This window comes from Pedobacter sp. MC2016-14, assembly GCF_020991475.1.
Taxonomy (GTDB): domain Bacteria; phylum Bacteroidota; class Bacteroidia; order Sphingobacteriales; family Sphingobacteriaceae; genus Pedobacter.
On record NZ_JAJMPA010000001.1, the window covers coordinates 2,118,410 to 2,137,562 of the forward strand.

Genomic DNA, 19,153 nt, shown 5'->3' on the forward strand with positions numbered 1-19,153 from the left:
TCATGAACGATTCTGCCACACAACATCAGCGTATTGCAAAGATGATCTTTGCTTCTGCATACCCTTTGTATCTTGCTAAAATTGAGCGAAAGGGCAGGGCAAAGGAAGAATTGCATCAGGTTATCACCTGGTTAACGGGCTTTGATGAGGCAAAAATTCAAGAGCTCATTGCTGAGAAAGCCACTTTCGAAACATTTTTTCAGCAAGCTTCATTACATCCAAATGCAGCACTCATTACCGGGTTAATTTGTGGGTATAGGATAGAAGAGATTGAAAATGCTTTGACTAAGCAGGTGAGGTATCTAGACAAGCTGGTTGATGAATTGGCAAAGGGTAGAAAGATGGAGAAGATATTGCGGAAATAGCTGGGCTGGGATATTGTTATAAAGCGCATTGTATAAAAATAAAGATTTTGGCATATGAGTATGATCGGTTATTTGCTCAGGGTAACACCTACTGAGTTAGCAGAATATTTAGAAGAAAGTTCTTTACTTGAAGATCGAATTTACGGTACTGAAACAGAAGACGCAAATTTGGTTGATCTAGATAAAGCCTGGGAAGGAATTATTTTTTTATTGACGGGCCAAAGTTTGGCAGAGGCAGATCATCCGCTTTTGAGTACCTTATTTAGCGGGCAGTTAATAGACGAAGAGCAGGACTTAGGCTATGGGCCAGCCCATTATCTTACCCCTGAACAAGTTGTTGAAATAAATAAAGAAATTTCGAAAATTGAAGTCGCAGATTTGAAACAAAAATTCGATCCTGATAAAATGGGAGAATTGGGGATCTATCCTGAGATATGGGATGAAGGGGATGAAGCGTTCGACTACTTGGCCGAGTATTTTGTGAACTTGAAACAAGCTTATAGCCTTGCCGCAGAAAATGGAGAAGCTATAGTAACTTACCTCAGCTAGTAGATTATTCTAAACGGATAGTTTATTGGAAATGGAGATTAGCGGGCGGTTTATTTAGACCGCCCGCTAATCTGTTAATTAAAAATTTCAACGAGTTTCCGCTCAAGGTTTTGAGGTATGGCACCAATGCCTAATAAGACCCTGAAATTTCCAGTAATCATAAAAGGACTTACTTGCTGTTAAATCCTCAAATACATCATCATTAATCTTATAATGCTTCTACTTTATCCAATAACTCCTGGGCAATCTTTTGAATCTTTGAGGTTTCAGCATCTGCCAGCAAACGAGTTTTTTTTGCAGACACAAGTGCTTCCTCTTTCTTTTTCATGTCCAGACATACATTTGCAAAAGTGCTTTGCACACTATAATCCTCTGGCTTAAGTGCTACGGCACGTTTAGCCATAAGGTAAGCCTGCTGCAAAAACGGAGGTTCAGATACCTCAGTATAATTTTTTGAACGCGATGCCCACCTGGCCAGAAAACTCAATTTATCTGCATCATCTTTTAGCTCGTTTTTTAATGCTTGATTCGTAATTTTAATGTATTCATCTGCCCGGCGCTCGCTTAGATAAAACGTAGCCTCTAACATAACGCCTTGTTTACGGCGATCCAAACGATCAGCGTTTTTAAAATAAGATAGTTTTTTGAAAAAATTGGCTTCATCGTTGGCCTGAATGTAGCCGTACAGTGTACTGCTTGCCAATCGATCTCTAAGCGCATCTATTTCAGTCTGCGTGCCCCATTTTTTATAATTCTGTTCATTCAAAATAAAGTGTGCGCCAAGTTTATCAGTTTCGTTTTTGGCCAGCGTTTTAATGGCCTTCCATCCCAATTCTGTATTTAACTGTTCGCTGGATATTATGTTGATGACCTCTTTTGCGATTTTATCGGCGGCCACTCTATCTGATTTGCTCAGCGCTATTTGATAGTCCAGCAGAAAGGAAAGATCGCGGGTTCCCTCTTCGTATTTTTTTGTTAGATACGCGGAATTTTTAGTCGGGTCGGCAGCTTTACTTCCCTCTGCCAAAAACTCTTCTACTGGCATCCTGGAACCTGTTCTATGGATGACCTCCCCCTTACTATTGATAAAAAGAAAAGTTGGAAAAGACTGAACCCCGTATACTTTTCGAAGTTCTATTCCTTCTCCTTTTTCCATATCAAATTTTGCATTGATAAAGTGCTTATTGTAAAAATTGGCTACAGGAGCAGCATTGAATACATTCTTGTCCATCCATTTACATGGGCCGCACCAGGAAGTATAACAGTCAACAAATATGAGTTTTTTTTCTGCGGCTGCCTGCGCTTTCATCTCTGACCAGGTGCTGGTTTGGTTAAATTTTATTTCTTGCTGTGCGTTAGCGGATAGTCCGTAAAACACCAATAATAATGCGATTATAGGTTTCATAAATAAAATTTTAGCGGTTATAAACTGGAATTGTAGGGTTAAGTGCCAATACTTTTGGCGGCACAGGCAAAATGTACCTGTTGTCATTGGCAGGCAAGGTATAGGTTTGCGTTCCAACTTGGTGTGTTACCGTTTTTGCAAAACGACTATCCATATTTAACCGTTTTAAATCTGTAATACGGGTAATGCCCAAATAAGGCATTTCTCTTCTACGTTCATCAAGAGCCAGTTTTAAAGCAATTTCATTGGTGCTTGCTGATAGCGCTATATTTCCACTAATTCTTGAGTTACGCAAAGTGTTTAAATGAGCCACAGCTCTGTCTTTGTCACCAATCCTGGCCTCACATTCTGCAGCAATCAGATAAAGCTCAGCGGTACCAAACCCTAAGTTTGCGGTAATGTAAGGCGCCCATAAAAATCTGCCAGGAAATAAGGTTGTAGTTGCGCCAAAATTAGCTTGCCCATCGAGGAAAAACAATGCCAGTCGCTGATCAACCGCACCGGTAGGAAGATCCCTTCTATAGGTCGCCAGCAAATCGTCGCTTGCATACACCATAGCAAATAAATTCCCCCAGGAAGCCGTGCCTAAACGAACCCAAATGCTCTCCGGGCTCTTATCTGCATTTGGGAAGGTTATAGTTGCATCCAGCTTGGTAACAACTCGCCCATAGGTTGCATTCTTTGTGGTATAAAGATTATGGTTAATTAATGAACTGTTTATTTTAAGGGCCTCGTTAACGTTCTTTAATGCTTCAGTATAGTTCCCCATATACAGGTACATTTTACTTAAAAACGCAAAGCCAACACTTTTACCTGGATGAAAAACATTAGGCACGGCAGAAGATAAATTAGGTAAAGCTTCATTAAGGTCCTTCATAACCTGGGCGTATACCTCAGCAACGGTGTTTCTTCCATAAGGAGCATTAATGTCTTCGGTTAAAAGGATGGGTACACCAAGATCCGTACCTGCTGTGGTGGCATTGTAATGCACAGCATAACCATTAACCAGGTTTAAGTACTCGAAAGCACGTCCAATTTGTGCTTCAGCTTTCATTTGCTTTCTAGCTACTTCTGTTCCGTCTGGTACCTTTTCAATGTTATTGATTATCGTATTGTAAACAAAAATATGTTGATAAGCAGTTTCCCAAAAATGATCTGTCGCGCCCGGATCAAAGACAGCGCCGGCTTTAAACTCATACAAATTGCGAAAGCCCAAATCAATTGAAGGATATGATGTACTTGAGTTTACATCCATAGTTTCGCCTGCACGAACATCATCCGTGAGGAAGTTGGGATAAGCTGGTACAGCCATAGATAAAGATGAACTGTTTAATATTTTTTGATAGTCGTCAAAATACGTAGGAATAGTGTATCCTTTAGGTTTAATATCAAGATATTTCTTGCAGCCGCTGGCTAATATAACCGTTAAGGCAAATAATAATAGTATTTTCTTCATGATCAGGTCAGTTAAAAGTTAACAGAAAGTCCGAGGGTGTAAGAAGCCGGATACAATGTACCTCTTGTGGGCGTAACTGAATATGAAAAAACAGTTCCGTCCCATACCTCTGTATCCAGTTTGTTTTTGTTTGCCGCCCATCTCCAGGCATTCTGGATTTGCAAACTCAAGCGCATGTTCTTAATATAACTTTTCTTCATCCAGTTTCCTGAAAAGTTATAGCTTAGTATAATGTCCCTGAGTTTAATGTAATCTGCTTTTTGAATGTTCTGGTCGCTGCTTTCCCAAACACCGGTGATAGTAGTGCCTACCGCACTTCTAAACGCTGGGGCCATACCTGGTACTAGTTCATCACCTGGCTTTTTCCAGTAATTTAATGTAGTCCTGTCCATGTTGGTGGCATAATTTAATTCTGCAAACTTGCTTAAGAAAGGTGCCGTTACATCACGCATTACGTTTCCTCCGTAGTAGATGAACATCAAATAAAGATCAAAACCTTTATAACTCAAGGTATTTTGCAAGGATGCCGAGTAAGGAGGAATAGTGGTGCCGCTATAAACAAGGTCTTCAACAGCTAACCGATCAGTAGCATACACCTCTGTTCCATCAAGTTTAATGGCCCTGGCATCTCCTTTATTGTCCAGACCACCATATTTTACACTGTATAAAGAACCCATGGCTACGCCTTTACGGTTCTGCGGGCCATTTAAATAACTAGCAACAGTGTTTGACGTGTTGTCTATTCTTGTTAATCTATTCTGGTTGTAGTTAAAATTTACAGTTGTGGTCCAATTAACATCCCGGGAATTTAAATTGTTACTAGTTAAAGCAACATCAATACCCCTGTTCCTCATGTCTCCATAATTTAAAACCAACGAAGTCCATCCTAAAGTTGGGTCTGAGATCATATTTCCCAATAAGTCACTAGTCGATTTATTATATACGTCTACTGATCCCGATATACGGCGGTTAAATACACTAACATCTAGCCCGAAATTAGTCACCTTAGTTCTTTCCCAGCGCAGGCCATTATTGGGCGGACTGGTAATGTTATCCTGCGACTCTCCAGTGTTAATGTTGTTTCCATTGGCCCTGGAGATCATATAGGGTCCTCCCTGTTTAGGCACGGCCCCGTTTTCACCATAGGTTGCCCGTACCGCTAAACGGTCTAGCCAATTCAATTTATTTTCTGCAACAAGATAACGCAGTCCTGTATGCCAAAAAGGCTTATATTGATACTTGGGATCTGTACCAAAAAGGTTTGATTGGTCTATTCTTATGCTACCAGAAACCGTAAGCTTGTTATTGTAAGTATAAGAGCCATTACTATAAAAAGAAATAAAACGATCTTCTGTAGAACCAAATCCAGTCTCCGCTTTGGCTAAGGTAAACTGGTTAGTGGTGGCTTGTGTACCTACCGTGGGTTGACTTAGCGCCAATTCGTCAATGGGTTTGTAATTTAAGCTATAATCATCATAACCATACTTATAAATATTAGTGCCAGAAGTTTTAATGTTACGCCTTTCCGCGCCCGCTATAATATCAATCCGATGTTTGTCTATGATCATTTTGTTATAATCTACCTGGGCCCTCAGTATGTATGAATTTTGGTCACCACGAGTTTCGCTCACTTGTCCACCCTGAGGAATTAACCGCCTAATCACATTATTTGCGCCAACTATGGTAGCATTATTTACTTGGGTCTTAACTCTGTACGAATCTTTACTGTAAAGCTGTTTACTATAACTTTCTGTTCTTTCACTCTGATACAGTAAATTTAAGTTCAAACCATCCAGAATCTTAAAATTGGTTGACAGGTTTAAATTTAGATATTTATTGGTATTGGTTAAATGACTTCTATCCAGCTCTGCAACTGGTGAATAGTTTTCGTCCTCAAGTCCCAACGATATTAACCGGTTAATTTCAAAGGGCGATTTAGCAACCAACCACGTATTTGCTAAACTTCCGTCGTCATTTCTTAGCATGAAAAAAGAAGCCTTTCCTCCATAGAGAATACTCATACCTGGCGAAGCATTGCTTGTGGCGCTTCCATTGTTATAATCATCTCTTGTGTTGCTACCAAGTACGCCAATATTGGCGGTCATCCATTTGGTAAAATTGAAACTGTTTTTCAAATTAAACCCGAGCCTACTGGTGTACTGCTCACGCTCATAGGGAGCAGTACCTAAGTAGTTTCCTGAAAGATGATATTTATAGAAATCATTACCGCCCGAGAATGACAGGTTATGCTGCTGCGTAACTGCTGTTTTTCTAAGAAATTCCTCAACCACCTGATCATACCTGTCGTTATTTCTAAGCACATTCAGTTGTTTTTGCAATTCCTCCTCTGAGATATTCCCTTGCCTTGCCTCATAATATAAACGATAAGTTTCCACCATCTGATTACGAGGATTAATTGCTGCGTAGGTACCTGAGCGCGCATTAAACATTTCTCTTTGAAAGTCGACCAATTCCGCACTGCTCATCCGATTGGCGTATTCCCGGTCTGGTAAGCCAATGAATTTAGCAGAAGCATCATAATTAATATTTAATTTTCCCACAACCCCGCTTCTTGTGGTAATTACGATCACACCATTTGATGACTGCGCACCATAAATGGAAGCTGCCGAAGCGTCTTTCAATACCGTGATGGATTCTATTTCCGAAGGATTAATGGATTGCATATCACCATAAAAAGGAGCGCCGTCTACCACGAAGAGGGGAGAAGCTGCAGTAGCTGTAAGTGTAGAGACACCCCGAACCTGGATGGCAGGTTTAGACATACTTCCATTTTTAAATGAGGTTAGTCCGGCTGCCATTCCCTCCAGTCTGTCCAGGACATTGGTTTGCAGTTTTCTTGATAAAGCTGTACCAGTAACCACCGAAAAGGAGCCTGACGCCCTTTCTTTAGGGATTTTTTGGTAACCGGTAGATACTACTGCTACTTCGCCTAGTTCAGCAGGATTGACTTCCAAATTAACGGTAAAGTTATTTGATCTCGTGGCCGGTACTTCTTTCGTTTTATACCCAAGAAAAGAAATCACTAAAATAGCGTTCTCGTCAATCCCCTTTATTTCGAATTCTCCTTTGTCATTAGATAATACAGCTTTGCTGGTGTTTTTTACTCTAATGCTGGCACCAACCAGTGGTTTACCTGTCTCATCTAATACTTGCCCTCTGAGGTCTATTGCAGTAAGGTAACTTGTAACCCGGTCAAAAAAATCGGCTTCTTTCTTTTTAACCAACACCGTTTTTTCTATGATCTTAAATGTGAGCAATTGATTTTCAAAGCAGGCTTTTAACGCTTCTTCAAGCGTTGCCTTTTCTAAATTCAGCGTTACTGGTTTTGCGTCTTTTAAAATTCTACTGTTGTAAAGAAAGGTGTAACTCGTTTGGTTCTTGATGGTTTTGAGCACTTCATTCAGGTCTGCATTCTTTTTATGCAAAGTCACATATTGACCAAAGCTACTGGCGGCAGCCTGCATCAGTGCCATAGTCATCAGCATCGCAATAAGATTAATCCGCATAATAATCTGTCTTCTGGTTTCGGGTTTTATAAGCGCAAGCCAGGGCCTGTCTATACCACTAAAAGTATTAGTAAAATACATACATTTGTAAGGTTTGGTTGATTGTTAAGATTTAGTACATTTTACTTCCTGAGCTTTGTCAGGATAAAGGTTAGCCAAACATTGACAAGGACTGCAATCCAAGTCTCTGCCGGGTAAGGTGCTTCAACACCTTCCCCGGTTTTTCATCCGGCCACCTCGTCATTTACTTAGGGGGTAAGTTTATTTTCATTCGTTTTGGTTTAAGTTTAATTGACTATTCTAAAATTTATTGAGAAACCACAATACGCTTTCTATCTCCAGAAAGCCTTTCAATCCTGAATTTCACACCCAGATATTTTAACATGTCCAGAAATGCAGCGGCATTTACACTTCTAGATACTTCTCCACTATACCGCAGTTCTGGCACTCCATTTTCATACCGTACATCCACATCATACCACCTCGATGCCTGCCGCATAATGCTGCTAAACCTGGTATCGCTAAAATGGAACATCCCATTTTTCCAACTGATGGCTTCGTCCACATCTGCCTTTTCAACGTTCATGGAACTGTTAGTTAAGGTAGCTTGCTGCCCTGCTTTTAATACTGTGCTGTAAGGAATGGACGGCGCAACACGATCAGGTACAATACTCACAGCGCCTTCCAGCAAAGTGGTTTGTGTTTCCTGCTCATCGTCAAAAGCATTGATGTTAAAATGTGTGCCCAATACTTCCAGATCCTGGTGCCTGGTTTTTACATGAAAAGGACTGTCCCTGTTTTTAAAAACCTCAAAATAAGCTTCACCTTGCAACTCCACCCTTCTTTCGTTTACTGCAAAACGTATCGGAAACTTAAGTTCTGAAGCCGCGTTAAGCCAAACTTTGGTGCCGTCAGGTAGGTTGAGTTGGTAATGCCCTCCTCTGGGCGTGGAAATTACATTGAACTGGGGTTTGCCTAAATTGGCTACATCGCCTCCCGAATCATTGATTTTATATACAATTGTACCGTTTTCTTGTTTAGTAATAGAAATGCCATGCTGACGTGCAATCTCTCCCTTTAGCGTTTCACTAAGGGTGATCTTTTTACCGTTTGAGAGCGTGAGTATAGCTTCATTTTTTCCGGGAAGTATGTTCGAAGCAAGCTGTGTAAGCTCTCCGTCATCTCTGTTTTTTTGCAAATAGAAGAATAAGCCCGAACCAACAATAATTAAGATGGCAGCAGCAGCGGCGACTTTAGGCCAAAGCCTGATTTTTCTTGATACTGATTCAGAACGCTCTAATGCCGCCCATACCTTATCCAGGTCTTTTTCCTGCTCTTCAACATTAAGGTCATTAAGCACATCAAGTTCATAGCTCAGATGCCAGCTTTCTACCAAGGCTTTTTCCTCGTCGGTACATTTGCCGGCCAGGTATCTGGTTAATATTTCATTTGCTTCAGGTTTTTTCATATTATCGCAGCTATTAATCTGGCGTATAAATGGAAGACAAATGAAAGATTGCTATGGGGTAAATAAAAATAAAAAAAATATTAAACCCAGTTTAGATTTTAAAATCCGCAGCGCATGTTGGATGTGCTTTCGAACAGTTTGTTCAGAAAGATCCAACTGCTGGGCAATCTCTTTGTGGCTAAGGTTAGACTTACGGCTAAGCTCAAATACCTCACGCATCTTTGGTGGGAGGGCTGCTATTTCCTTTTCAATGATGTCTGCCAACTGTTTTTCGCGAATCCGGTAATCTGTAATGCAGTCCCCTTTATTTATAAATTCCTGAAGAGAATCTATGTACCGGGTTTCAAACCTTTTTTTTGATATCCGGTTGAAGATCTTGTTTCGAAGTGAGATGTATAAGTAGCCAGATAGATTGGTGTTAAATTGAATGGTTTCACGTTTATCCCACAATATAGTAAATAGCTCATGGATCATATCCATTGCCTCTTCCCGGTCGCGCATCCATTTGTAGGCGTGGGTATGGAGTACAAGTTTGTACCTGCTGTAAATTTCTGTATAAGCCAATCTGTTTCCAGCCCTAAGCAGATTGATTAGCTCAGCATCAGATGTAGATTCATAAATAGACCCCATAATGTGATTTACCTGTAAAGATAGAAAATATGAACGACCATCACCATCCCTGGAACCTTTTACATTTGTTTTGCCCTCAATGCCCCGGTACCAGTTGCCATTAAATTGTTGTACCAAACCATAATGGGCAATCCTACCGCAATTTCGGTTTTGGAAATAAATGCCAGGTAGCAATGTACCACCTGTCCGGCAAAGTGAAAGGGTGGGGTAGGCGTGTAAGTGAATGCCGATCTAAAAATTGACGGTATCCATCTAAAAAATAGATGGATACATCTGCTGAAAAAGGTACGAAATTACTTTATAGTGTGTGATGAATATTGAATTGCTAATTTAATGATAGACTTGTTTATCTAATATAAGTTCAGTTGGTCTGAAGTAAATATTATCATGTATATCGTTTCCATTGTCAAAGAAATGGCTACGCTAAAACCGTTGTTTACTTTGTAAAAGTTCTCGGCAAGGTTTACAGCAAGGTTCACTTCCGTGTCTGATCCTTTAACTTTAATGGCTTTGTTGTTGTTACTACATGAAGTAAAAATAATCGCATACAAAAAGATCAGATACCTCATAAATAATAAATTGGATGGCTCAAATGTAACTGAGGCAGGTTTGTTTAGTGTTAGGTAATTGTTAATTAAGTGACTGATTTTTTGAGGTATAGGTATTGATACGCCAAAATAAACAGGTGTATACGGCTACGGAGATTTGATAACATAGAGTTTACATCTTGTTAAATTAACGGGGATACTTTTGAATCAAAATTTAATTCATGCAATTGTTTACAGATGATTTGAGGGCTGCAGCAGCACTAAAGGATGGCAACATGCAGGCTTTAGAATATCTTTATAATACCTATCATCAGCCTGTTGCTTGTTTCCTTAAAACGTATTGCAAAGATCATGAACAGGTAGAAGAAATTACTCAGGATGTGTTTTTGCAGTTGTGGGACCATAGGAATAAAATTAATACGGATTTGAGTGTTAAAAACTTATTGTTTACCATAGCAAAACATAAGTTGATAGACCAGGTTAGAAGAATGAACAGGCAGGAACAAGTCTTACAACGGCATAATTACAGTCGCCAGGAAAGTTACAACACCCTGGATCAGGTGATTTTAAAAGACTACCAACATGCTATTTCTACGGTGCTTTTGCAATTGCCTGCACGCAACCGTGAAATTTTCCATTTAAGCAGGAACGCATTTTTAAGTAATGCAGAGATTTCGAGACAACTTAATATCTCCGTTAAGGCAGTAGAAAAACAAATTACCAAGACCCTGCAAGTGCTTAAGATTTTCCTTAAAAGTGAGCAGATCCTGCTCATCCTGGCTACGATAAAAATATTTTTATAATATAAGGTAGGGTTGGGGTATAGCTTAAACGTATAGCTGTATATTACCATGAAAGAATACCCTTACAACCCACAAGTAATTGATCAGTTTTTTAGCGGCAGCTTGCCGGAGGAAAAACATAATGAAGTTTTAGACTGGTTCATGTCCCTTTCTGAAGCAGAGCAGCTGGTGTTTATTGACATCCATCTTGGCTTTGTTGAAAGACATAACTTTACTGCTGAGCAGAACTTAACGACTGGTTTTGCACAACTGGAAAATCGCATATTGGAGCGTAAATATGCAGGGCGAAGAACTATAAGGCTAGTCTTGCAAATGGCTGCAGCTATACTACCACTTATGCTTTTTTGGTTTTTATTTAGGCCTGATGGTATTTCGCCTAAACCGGGTATAAGCGAATTTGCCCCTAAAACCGTTAAAATTATTAGGTTAAAAAACACCCTCAATCATGCCCATACCATTCAACTTCCGGATTCAAGTGAGGTGATACTCTACCCGGGGGCCATGCTCCAGTACCCTGCGCAATTTGCCATTGCCAAAAGAGAAGTTGAACTATTTGGAAAGGCTTTTTTTGAGGTAAGGCATAAACAGGATCATCCCTTTACGGTAATAAGTGGTGCGTTAACTACGGTAGTTTTAGGAACTTCATTTTGGGTAGACGGAGCAGACTTAAACCGAATTAGTGTAAAAGTAAAAACTGGTAAAGTTGGCGTGTTATATGCAAAACAGCCGGCGCTCTTTCTTTTACCAACAGAAAAAGCCCTGTTTACTACGCAAACAGGCAGGCTTGTCAAGCTAAATGCAGCTAAAAAAATAAGATTATCTGTTCCGCTTGATGCACAATTGCCTTCAGCAATAGTATTTAACAATACACCATTACGGCAGGTAGCCAAAGTACTGGCGGAAGCATTTGGAAAAACGATAGTTGTTGACCAGGTAAACGGCGCTGAATTGATAGTTAGCTTAAATACCAAAGGGAAATCCTTAACGGCTATTTTACAGGAAGTTAAACTACAAACACAAATTCAGTATGAAATAAAAGAGCATAACATTCACATTAGTAAACCACAATAGCAATCCAAAAAAAGACCAGATTGGTTCAGCACTTCTGGAATTAATTACCATTAAAAACGAGGTCTTCATGGCCTATTTATTAAAAGACTAAAATATGAAAAATTCTACAACAGGTAAATCTTTCTTCAGACTTACTGCTGCTTTGCTATTTTTTTGCAGCCTTATGCTGGCGCAAATCTCTGTTAAAGCACAGGGAAGTACATCTTCTGGTATCAGGGGATATGTTTTTAACAATGAAAACCAGCTTCTTGCTGGTTCAAGTGTTGCCGTAACTTATCTGCCCACTAATGCTAAATTTACTGCGGTAGTAACAGAAAAGGGTGCTTTTAACCTTCAAAACCTTCCGGTTGGCGGTCCATATACCATAGAGATTAGCCATGTTGGCAATAGAAAATACACAGAGGCCAATGTGGCGCTTCCATTAGGTCAGGTGTACACCATGAAAGTATTTTTAGATTCCGAAAATCAGCAGTTAAATACCGTTGAGGTGCGTACCGCAAAAGCAGGTTCTTCCAGGAACCTGGCCAAAACAGGTGCTTCAAAAAATATCAGCCGGGCAGACATTGACCGTTATCCATCACTAAACAGGTCACTTTCTGACTATACCAGATTTACACCTCAGTCTTCAGGCTTGTCTTTTGGCGGCCGTAACAACCGCTACAATAACATTCAGATAGATGGTTCTCAGAATAACGACATTATGGGTTATGGCGTAGGCGGGGGAACCACTACCGGCGCACCTGGCGGACAAGCAGGTACGCAACCCATCAGTTTAGATGCCATTGATGAAATACAGGTAGTCCTTTCTCCTTTTGATGTAAAACAGGGGAGTTTTACAGGTGCGGGAATTAACGCAGTAACCCGTCGTGGTAACAACACTATCACCGGTTCTGTTTACGGCTTTGGTAAAAATGAATCTTTGATGGGTAAAAGCCCCGACGCTAAGCGTACCAAATACAATAAATTTACCGACTACCAATATGGTTTTAGACTGGGCGGGCCTGTAATTAAAGATAAACTCTTTTATTTTGTAAATGCCGAAATCAGCCGCAGAGAAGAGCCTTTATTATATAAAGCCAACCGTGGCACAGGTGCATCGGATGAATCTGCAATTACTGCCGTTGTAGCACAACAGATTTCTGATTACCTAAAGAACAATTTCCAGTATGAAACCGGCCGTTTTGATGACATCACCAAACGTACCAACAGCGAGAAGTTTTTTGTACGATTTGATTACCTGATCAATGCTAAAAACAGGTTAACGGTTAGGCACAATTATGTGAATGGTTTACGTGATGACATTAGCAATGGCTTAAACTCTTTAAGGTTTGAAAACAACAAATACATTCAAACCAGTAAAACCAACATTACCGTTGCAGAACTGAATACTTATTTTTCAAACAATGTAGTCAATAACCTGATTGTTGGTTATTCTAACGTACGTGATAACCGTGAAATTCCTGGCGGCCCTTTTCCACAAGTTACTATTCAGTTGGGGGCTTCAGGATCTGTCATTGCGGGTACAGAAGGTTATTCGCCTTCGGCAAAGCAAACACAGAATTTGTTTCAGTTAACGGATAACCTTGACGTTATCCATGAGAATCACCATTTTACTTTTGGTACTCAAAATGAACTTTTTAAATTTGATAATTTGTTTATCCAGAACATCTGGGGTAATTATACCTACAGCAGTTTGGCCTCGTTTTTAGGCAACCAGGCGCCTTCAATTTATCAGCTTACGTATTCAAAAGTTCCGGATGTTGCCATTCCGACTTCAATTTTCAGGGCGATGCAATTGGGCTTTTATGCTCAGGATGAGTATACTGCTTTTGAGGGCTTAAAGGTTACCGCCGGATTGAGGGTTGATATTCCTGTTTTTCTGGACAAACCATTGGCAAACGAACAATTTGCAGGTTCGTTTCAGGCTCAAGGTTTACGCACCGATGCAAAACCTAAATCGCAGTTGTTGTTTTCGCCACGTTTGGGCTTTAACTGGGACCTGAACAAGGATGGCAATACCATTTTAAGAGGGGGTACCGGTATATTTACAGGACGACTGCCTTATGTTTGGCTGGGCAATGCTTATAATAACTCCGGAGCAGACCTGGGCAGGATTAATGCTACCGGAACGGCAACTGCAGCTATCCGTTTAAGTGGTGATGTAAACAACCAGCCACGTACAACTGCCGCAACCTCGGAAATTGATTTGACGGACCAAAACTTTAAAATGCCACAGGTATGGCGTTCTAACCTGGCATTAGATCAGAAATTACCCTTCGGCTTTTCGGCTACGGTAGAAGGTATTTATGGGAAGGAAATGAATGCACCCTTTATTCAGGACTTGAACCTGGTACAGCCGGCAGCTAAATTGGCTGATGGACGCGACCTGTATCCTGCCGGTGCCGGAAGGTTAAACTATGCGCAGTACACCAACGTATTTTTATTAACCAATACCAATAAAGGGTACCAGTATAGCCTTACTGCACAATTGCAGCGTAATGTAGCACAGGGAGTATCTGGATCTGTTGCTTATACCTATGCACAGTCTAAGGATATTTCCAGCATGAACTCTACCATTGCTTCTACCAATTTCAGAAATAATACCATTGCAAATAATCCAAATACGCCGGGTTTAACTTTCTCTGACTGGAATTTAGACCATCGCATCATTGGAACTGTTTCTTATCGTTTTCAATATCTAAAATCAATGGCTACTACTGTTGGACTTGTTTACAACGGGCAGTCTGGCTTACCATATACCTACAGGTTAAATTCGGATATCAATAACGACGGACAAACGCAAAATGATGCGATGTATATTCCTAAATCTGCGAGCGAGATCATATTGGTTCCTACGGATGCAACCGATACACGTACACCAGCACAAATCTATGAGCAACTCAATGCTTTTATAGAACAAGATCCGTACTTAAGCAAGCACAGAGGTCAGTTTGCAGAAAGAAACGCAGCAAGAACACCATGGTCTCATATTTTTGACCTTCACCTTGCGCAGGATTTTTTTGTAGGAACCGGAAAAGTAAAGCATAACCTGCAGCTTACCTTTGATGTTTTTAACGTAGGTAACCTGCTGAATAAAGACTGGGGCCTGGTAAAATTGCCATCTATTACTACGGCACAGTTGCCAGCAACATTAAGCGGTTCTATTTTAACCTACAAAGGTGCTACTACAGTGAATGGCGTGTCTAACGCAACTTATAGTTACACACCAGTAAGCAGTTCATTTGTAAATGCTCCGTTTGAATCGAGATGGAGAGGACAAATTGGTGCCAGATATAGTTTTTAATTTTTATTAAATGAACAAAAAGAGGGCGTATCAGAATGTTAACATGATTGCCCTCTTTTTAAAATATTCGTTTAGTACTTTTAACATATAAAGAAGAAGATATGTCTAACAGAAGATTTTTTATCAAAAGCAGCCTTGCCAGTGTTTTACTGGCTGGTATAAGCCCGGCTGTATCTGCCTTAGCACTTGCAGAGCAGGCAACATTACCAGGAGCAACTGGTAAAATAAAACTCCGTTTTGCCATTGCATCAGATGGACATTACGGTCAGCCCGGAACTGATTATAAAAAGGACCATGAAAATATAGTTCGGTGGCTTAATGAAGCGCATGAGCAGAACCCTCTGAATTTTGTAATTATAAATGGCGATCTGGTACACGATCGCCCTGATCTGCTGATGGAAGTGAAAAATAACTATTACGACAAATTAAAGGTGCCTTTTTATGCTTTACCCGGAAACCATGATCATGCAGATACGGCGAGGTGGAAAGCTGTTTTTGGCTATGAAGATAATTTCTCTTTTGAGAATAACGGCGTAGGCTTTGTGCTTGCCAATACTTCAAATACGGTAGGAAAGTATCTTTCACCAGATAACGACTTTATCAGGACGGCGCTGGAAAGATTTAAAGCGCTAAAAACTGTGTTTGTGGTGCTGCACATTCCACCTCATCTATGGGTTCCGGAAAATCCTTTTGTAGATGCACCCCAAACTGTAGCGCTGCTGCACAGTTACGCAAATGTCAAGGCTGTTTTTCATGGACATGACCACAGTTTGGATGCTGTTTTTTACACCGATAAATTGCCGCATTTTTTTGATGCCCATATTGGTGGAAGCTGGGGAACGACTTACCGTGGTTACCGGATTGTAGAAGTAGATGAGGAAGACAAAATATCCACCTATCAGGTTAATGCAAGTAAAAACCCGACGCTTAATGCTACGAAGCTTTAAATTAACATTTATTTAATCTTCAGGTATTAATAAGGTTGTAAGCTTGTGTGTGCGTTTGTTACACATCCCTTTGCTTAAGTTTTTTAAGGCCAGGCTCCTTTTAAGCTTTTTTTCTTTTATTCTGGTTATTCTGATTTGGGTATTGGCTTACCTGTCTATAGACAGGAAGCAGCAGCAACTTAGGTCTTTTTCATCTAATCTTACCCAAATTCAAATTCAGTATCTTGAAAGTATAAATAATGTTCAGAAGTTTATGCTTTCAGGTTTCCATGACCCCAGCTTTTACGGTACTGGTAAACAAGCGGAGATTGATGGCTTTTTAGCCCAGCAAAACCAAATTTATGGTGATTTAAATACTTTAAAAAGTGCAGCGCAAAAGAACAATCTGCACGTTAGCCACAACCTGGACAGCTTAGTTTCGTTGAGTAAGCAAACATTGCAAACTGGCAAATTGCTAAAGCAAATTTACTACAGGCGTGGTTTTGAAGATTATGGCCTGGAAGGCAGGATGAGGAAAGAAGCCCATTGGATGGAAGATTCCAGTAAGGTTTCTAAAATATTAATCCTGCAGCTGAGGCGTCATGAAAAAGACTACATGCTGCGGGGCAGAATGGAATTTGCAAAGCTGTTTTTTACTGAAGTGGATAACCTCATTTCCAGTAATCGCAATGGCGAAAACAATGTGCACCTGAAATACTACAAAGCATACTTTCTGGCTTTGTTTAACGATACGGAACAATTGGGCATCCACAAAACCAGGGGACTGGTGCCAAAAACACAGTCGCTGATTGCGCAGTTTGATCAACATTATCAGCTTACCAATAGTATTTCTGCCCATGAAATACGGCAACTTGAGACATTTTTTACCAGGCTCCTGCTGGGCGTTTCCGTGATTTTGGCCATACTGATCATTTGGTTAAGCTGGGTGCTTTCTAGTTACCTTACCCGCGACATTAAGGAACTGAATAAGCGAATGGCTGTATTTATTGCATCAGATTTTAAGGTGATTGCCGAGCAGCAACCAGAAAAGAGCATTATGCCCAACAGCATTGAGATTGAAAAGCTGTATACGGACTTTAGCCTACTCAAAAGGACACTCATCAATTACATCACAAAGATAAATCAGAATGCTACAGAAATCCAGTATCAGTCTGTAAAATCACAGGAACTGAATGAAGAACTGCAGGTGCAGGCAGAAGAATTACAGCAGCAGGCTGACGAACTACAAGTGCTAAACGAAGAGCTTCGTTTTCAAAGGGAGCAGGAGCATGATGCCCGTGAAGGGGCAGAAAGAGCAAACCAGGCTAAAAGTACTTTCCTGGCTACCATGAGCCATGAAATCCGCACGCCTATGAACGGAGTTTTGGGTATGACCTCTCTACTTAGGGAAACTAAATTGAACCCCGAACAGTCAGAATATGTAGAAATTTTGAAAACCAGCGGAGAAACTTTGTTGAGCGTGATCAATGATATTCTGGATTTTTCTAAAATAGAATCGGGCAAATTAGAGATAGAACCTCATGATTTTGAACTTAAACGATGTGTAGAGGAGGTAATGGGCATATTTGCTGAGCATGCTTCAAAAACAAATTTAAAGCTGGCTTATGAACTTGATGAAAGGATCCCTGTACGTTTATTTGCCGATAGCATGCGCATTAAACAGGTTTTGATTAACCTGATTGGCAATGCTATTAAGTTTACCAGTAAAGGGAAAATTACATTGAGCATTAAGCAAGGTAAATATATTTCGGATCAGCTATTTGAGCTTGAATTTAAAATAGAAGATACTGGCATTGGTATTTCAAAGGATAAGTTGCGGGTACTATTTCAGCCATTTTCTCAGGTAGACTCTTCTACTACCCGTAAATATGGCGGTACGGGATTGGGATTGGTGATTTGTGAGCGATTGGTACATTTACTTGGCGGTATCATCTATGTGAACAGCAAAGTTGGGGCTGGTTCTGTATTTACTTTTACCATTAAAGCAGAAAAAAGTACCATTGCTGTTCCTGTTGAAGTAAAGACCGATAACCGGGAATTATTGTCTCTGGATTTTTCCGCGCAATATCCGTTGCGTATTTTGTTGGCTGAAGATAACCTGATTAATCAGAAACTGATCATACGCATTTTAAACAAACTGGGTTACGAACCTATGGTTGCTTTTAACGGGCTTGAAGTATTGTCGTTAATGGAGCTGCATACATTTGATTTGGTACTTATGGATATACAGATGCCACAAATGGACGGTTTGGAGGCTACGCAGCGTATCAGGAAGGGTAATTTTAGTCAGCCTGTAATTATTGCCTTAACAGCCAATGCAATGATGGAAGACAGAGAAGAGTGTTTGCGTTCAGGAATGAACGATTATTTATCCAAACCGGTGCATATTGAAAGCTTATTAGAACGCTTAGCCAATATAAAATAAGCGGCTATTTGTTCGTTTTTTCTGCTTCTTTCAACGAGAGGTTGTAGTCTGCGGCCTGTGCTAGCGGTGCGCAATATTCAGGCATCTCACTATTGTCTGCAAAATTTAGTATGTGGTCAAAGTGTTGCTTAAATAGCGCACTAAATGTCCTTTCATCGCCTTCAGTGTTTTGCGACAGGAATCGCTCTGACAAATTCAATTGGATAGCCATAATCTCGGAATTTTTCAGTTGTAAAGCTAGCTGATGAAAATTATTTAAATGTTAACCTGATATTATGTTTGTAGTTAGCTTTCAGAACTATCCAACCCTTTAGTGAATTGCTATTTTATCAAAGTAAACCTTTTTGGAACTGGTTTGTTAATTACAAAACGATAAGGCAATGGGATTTATTAAAAATGCAGTAATAGGGATCGCACTTTACGAAGTAGCGAAATATACGCTCAAAAAGGGATGGCTGAGTCATAATTTAAATGATGATTTAGATGTGGGCAGTAACCCGAAAACACCCCTTACAGGTCACTATTTTAGAAACGATGAGGAAGACCCCTGGAAAAATTCATTGGCCAACGATGAGCTAAGGGCACCGGATTCCTAAAAACTTAACAAGTTTTAAATCTATCTATTTTTATACAAATGTCTGAATAACTCAAAAAT

The 19,153-nt window shown here is 40.1% G+C and carries 15 protein-coding genes; 8 read left to right on the forward strand and 7 right to left on the reverse strand.

Annotated features, from left to right (window positions below):
• Nucleotides 1-2: 2 nt before the first annotated feature.
• Entirely contained in the window at nucleotides 3-365 is a 363-nt protein-coding gene (locus LPB86_RS08840; RefSeq protein ID WP_230642472.1) for a DUF2200 domain-containing protein, read from the forward strand.
• Nucleotides 366-419: 54 nt separating this feature from the next.
• Nucleotides 420-914 carry a YfbM family protein gene (locus LPB86_RS08845; protein ID WP_230642474.1) on the forward strand — a complete coding sequence of 165 codons (495 nt, stop codon included), beginning with the start codon at nucleotides 420-422 and terminating at the stop codon, nucleotides 912-914.
• A 208-nt stretch (nucleotides 915-1,122) separates the two neighbouring features.
• Here LPB86_RS08845 and LPB86_RS08850 read toward each other — a convergent pair whose 3' ends face one another.
• The 6 genes from LPB86_RS08850 to LPB86_RS08875 all read right to left on the reverse strand — a co-directional run bounded on the left by LPB86_RS08850 (nucleotide 1,123) and on the right by LPB86_RS08875 (nucleotide 9,969).
• Nucleotides 1,123-2,319, reverse strand: a complete 1,197-nt coding sequence (locus LPB86_RS08850) for a thioredoxin family protein (protein ID WP_230642476.1) — start codon at nucleotides 2,317-2,319, stop codon at nucleotides 1,123-1,125.
• 10 nt (nucleotides 2,320-2,329) lie between these two features.
• Nucleotides 2,330-3,775, reverse strand: a complete 1,446-nt coding sequence (locus LPB86_RS08855; RefSeq protein ID WP_230642478.1) for a RagB/SusD family nutrient uptake outer membrane protein — start codon at nucleotides 3,773-3,775, stop codon at nucleotides 2,330-2,332.
• A gap of 11 nt (nucleotides 3,776-3,786) precedes the next feature.
• A complete protein-coding gene (locus LPB86_RS08860; RefSeq protein ID WP_230642479.1) occupies nucleotides 3,787-7,383 on the reverse strand; it encodes a SusC/RagA family TonB-linked outer membrane protein in 3,597 nt (1,198 codons plus the stop codon).
• 226 nt (nucleotides 7,384-7,609) lie between these two features.
• Entirely contained in the window at nucleotides 7,610-8,770 is a 1,161-nt protein-coding gene (locus LPB86_RS08865) for a FecR family protein (RefSeq protein ID WP_230642481.1), read from the reverse strand.
• Between the two features lie 51 nt (nucleotides 8,771-8,821).
• Entirely contained in the window at nucleotides 8,822-9,517 is a 696-nt protein-coding gene (locus tag LPB86_RS08870) for an RNA polymerase sigma factor (protein WP_230642483.1), read from the reverse strand.
• A 233-nt stretch (nucleotides 9,518-9,750) separates the two neighbouring features.
• The gene (locus tag LPB86_RS08875) at nucleotides 9,751-9,969 is read right to left on the reverse strand and encodes a hypothetical protein (RefSeq protein WP_230642485.1); all 219 of its coding nucleotides are present in this window, start codon (nucleotides 9,967-9,969) and stop codon (nucleotides 9,751-9,753) included.
• Nucleotides 9,970-10,169: 200 nt separating this feature from the next.
• Between LPB86_RS08875 and LPB86_RS08880 the strand changes: the two genes are divergently transcribed.
• The 5 genes from LPB86_RS08880 (at nucleotide 10,170) to LPB86_RS08900 (ending at nucleotide 18,498) form a co-directional block, all read left to right on the forward strand.
• Complete coding sequence (locus tag LPB86_RS08880) at nucleotides 10,170-10,751, forward strand: RNA polymerase sigma-70 factor (RefSeq protein ID WP_230642487.1); 582 nt, start codon at nucleotides 10,170-10,172, stop codon at nucleotides 10,749-10,751.
• A 48-nt stretch (nucleotides 10,752-10,799) separates the two neighbouring features.
• Nucleotides 10,800-11,822 (forward strand): FecR family protein, encoded by a 1,023-nt coding sequence (locus LPB86_RS08885; RefSeq protein WP_230642489.1) that lies wholly within the window; start codon nucleotides 10,800-10,802, stop codon nucleotides 11,820-11,822.
• A gap of 94 nt (nucleotides 11,823-11,916) precedes the next feature.
• Nucleotides 11,917-15,126, forward strand: a complete 3,210-nt coding sequence (locus LPB86_RS08890) for a carboxypeptidase regulatory-like domain-containing protein (protein ID WP_230642491.1) — start codon at nucleotides 11,917-11,919, stop codon at nucleotides 15,124-15,126.
• Between the two features lie 101 nt (nucleotides 15,127-15,227).
• Nucleotides 15,228-16,073 (forward strand): metallophosphoesterase, encoded by an 846-nt coding sequence (locus LPB86_RS08895; RefSeq protein ID WP_230642493.1) that lies wholly within the window; start codon nucleotides 15,228-15,230, stop codon nucleotides 16,071-16,073.
• Nucleotides 16,074-16,143: 70 nt separating this feature from the next.
• Complete coding sequence (locus LPB86_RS08900; RefSeq protein ID WP_230642495.1) at nucleotides 16,144-18,498, forward strand: ATP-binding protein; 2,355 nt, start codon at nucleotides 16,144-16,146, stop codon at nucleotides 18,496-18,498.
• Between the two features lie 4 nt (nucleotides 18,499-18,502).
• Here LPB86_RS08900 and LPB86_RS08905 read toward each other — a convergent pair whose 3' ends face one another.
• Nucleotides 18,503-18,709 (reverse strand): hypothetical protein, encoded by a 207-nt coding sequence (locus LPB86_RS08905; protein WP_230642497.1) that lies wholly within the window; start codon nucleotides 18,707-18,709, stop codon nucleotides 18,503-18,505.
• A gap of 169 nt (nucleotides 18,710-18,878) precedes the next feature.
• On the opposite strand from LPB86_RS08905, the gene LPB86_RS08910 reads away from it, so the two are divergent.
• Nucleotides 18,879-19,094 carry a hypothetical protein gene (locus tag LPB86_RS08910; protein WP_230642499.1) on the forward strand — a complete coding sequence of 72 codons (216 nt, stop codon included), beginning with the start codon at nucleotides 18,879-18,881 and terminating at the stop codon, nucleotides 19,092-19,094.
• Nucleotides 19,095-19,153: the final 59 nt, after the last annotated feature.

Coding starts and splice junctions, on each gene's coding strand:
- LPB86_RS08840 (WP_230642472.1), top strand. CDS start 3: ATGAACGATTCTGCCACACAACATCAGCGTATTGCAAAGATGATCTTT.
- LPB86_RS08845 (WP_230642474.1), top strand. CDS start 420: ATGAGTATGATCGGTTATTTGCTCAGGGTAACACCTACTGAGTTAGCA.
- LPB86_RS08850 (WP_230642476.1), bottom strand. CDS start 2,319: ATGAAACCTATAATCGCATTATTATTGGTGTTTTACGGACTATCCGCT.
- LPB86_RS08855 (WP_230642478.1), bottom strand. CDS start 3,775: ATGAAGAAAATACTATTATTATTTGCCTTAACGGTTATATTAGCCAGC.
- LPB86_RS08860 (WP_230642479.1), bottom strand. CDS start 7,383: ATGTATTTTACTAATACTTTTAGTGGTATAGACAGGCCCTGGCTTGCG.
- LPB86_RS08865 (WP_230642481.1), bottom strand. CDS start 8,770: ATGAAAAAACCTGAAGCAAATGAAATATTAACCAGATACCTGGCCGGC.
- LPB86_RS08875 (WP_230642485.1), bottom strand. CDS start 9,969: ATGAGGTATCTGATCTTTTTGTATGCGATTATTTTTACTTCATGTAGT.
- LPB86_RS08880 (WP_230642487.1), top strand. CDS start 10,170: ATGCAATTGTTTACAGATGATTTGAGGGCTGCAGCAGCACTAAAGGAT.
- LPB86_RS08885 (WP_230642489.1), top strand. CDS start 10,800: ATGAAAGAATACCCTTACAACCCACAAGTAATTGATCAGTTTTTTAGC.
- LPB86_RS08890 (WP_230642491.1), top strand. CDS start 11,917: ATGAAAAATTCTACAACAGGTAAATCTTTCTTCAGACTTACTGCTGCT.
- LPB86_RS08895 (WP_230642493.1), top strand. CDS start 15,228: ATGTCTAACAGAAGATTTTTTATCAAAAGCAGCCTTGCCAGTGTTTTA.
- LPB86_RS08905 (WP_230642497.1), bottom strand. CDS start 18,709: ATGGCTATCCAATTGAATTTGTCAGAGCGATTCCTGTCGCAAAACACT.
- LPB86_RS08910 (WP_230642499.1), top strand. CDS start 18,879: ATGGGATTTATTAAAAATGCAGTAATAGGGATCGCACTTTACGAAGTA.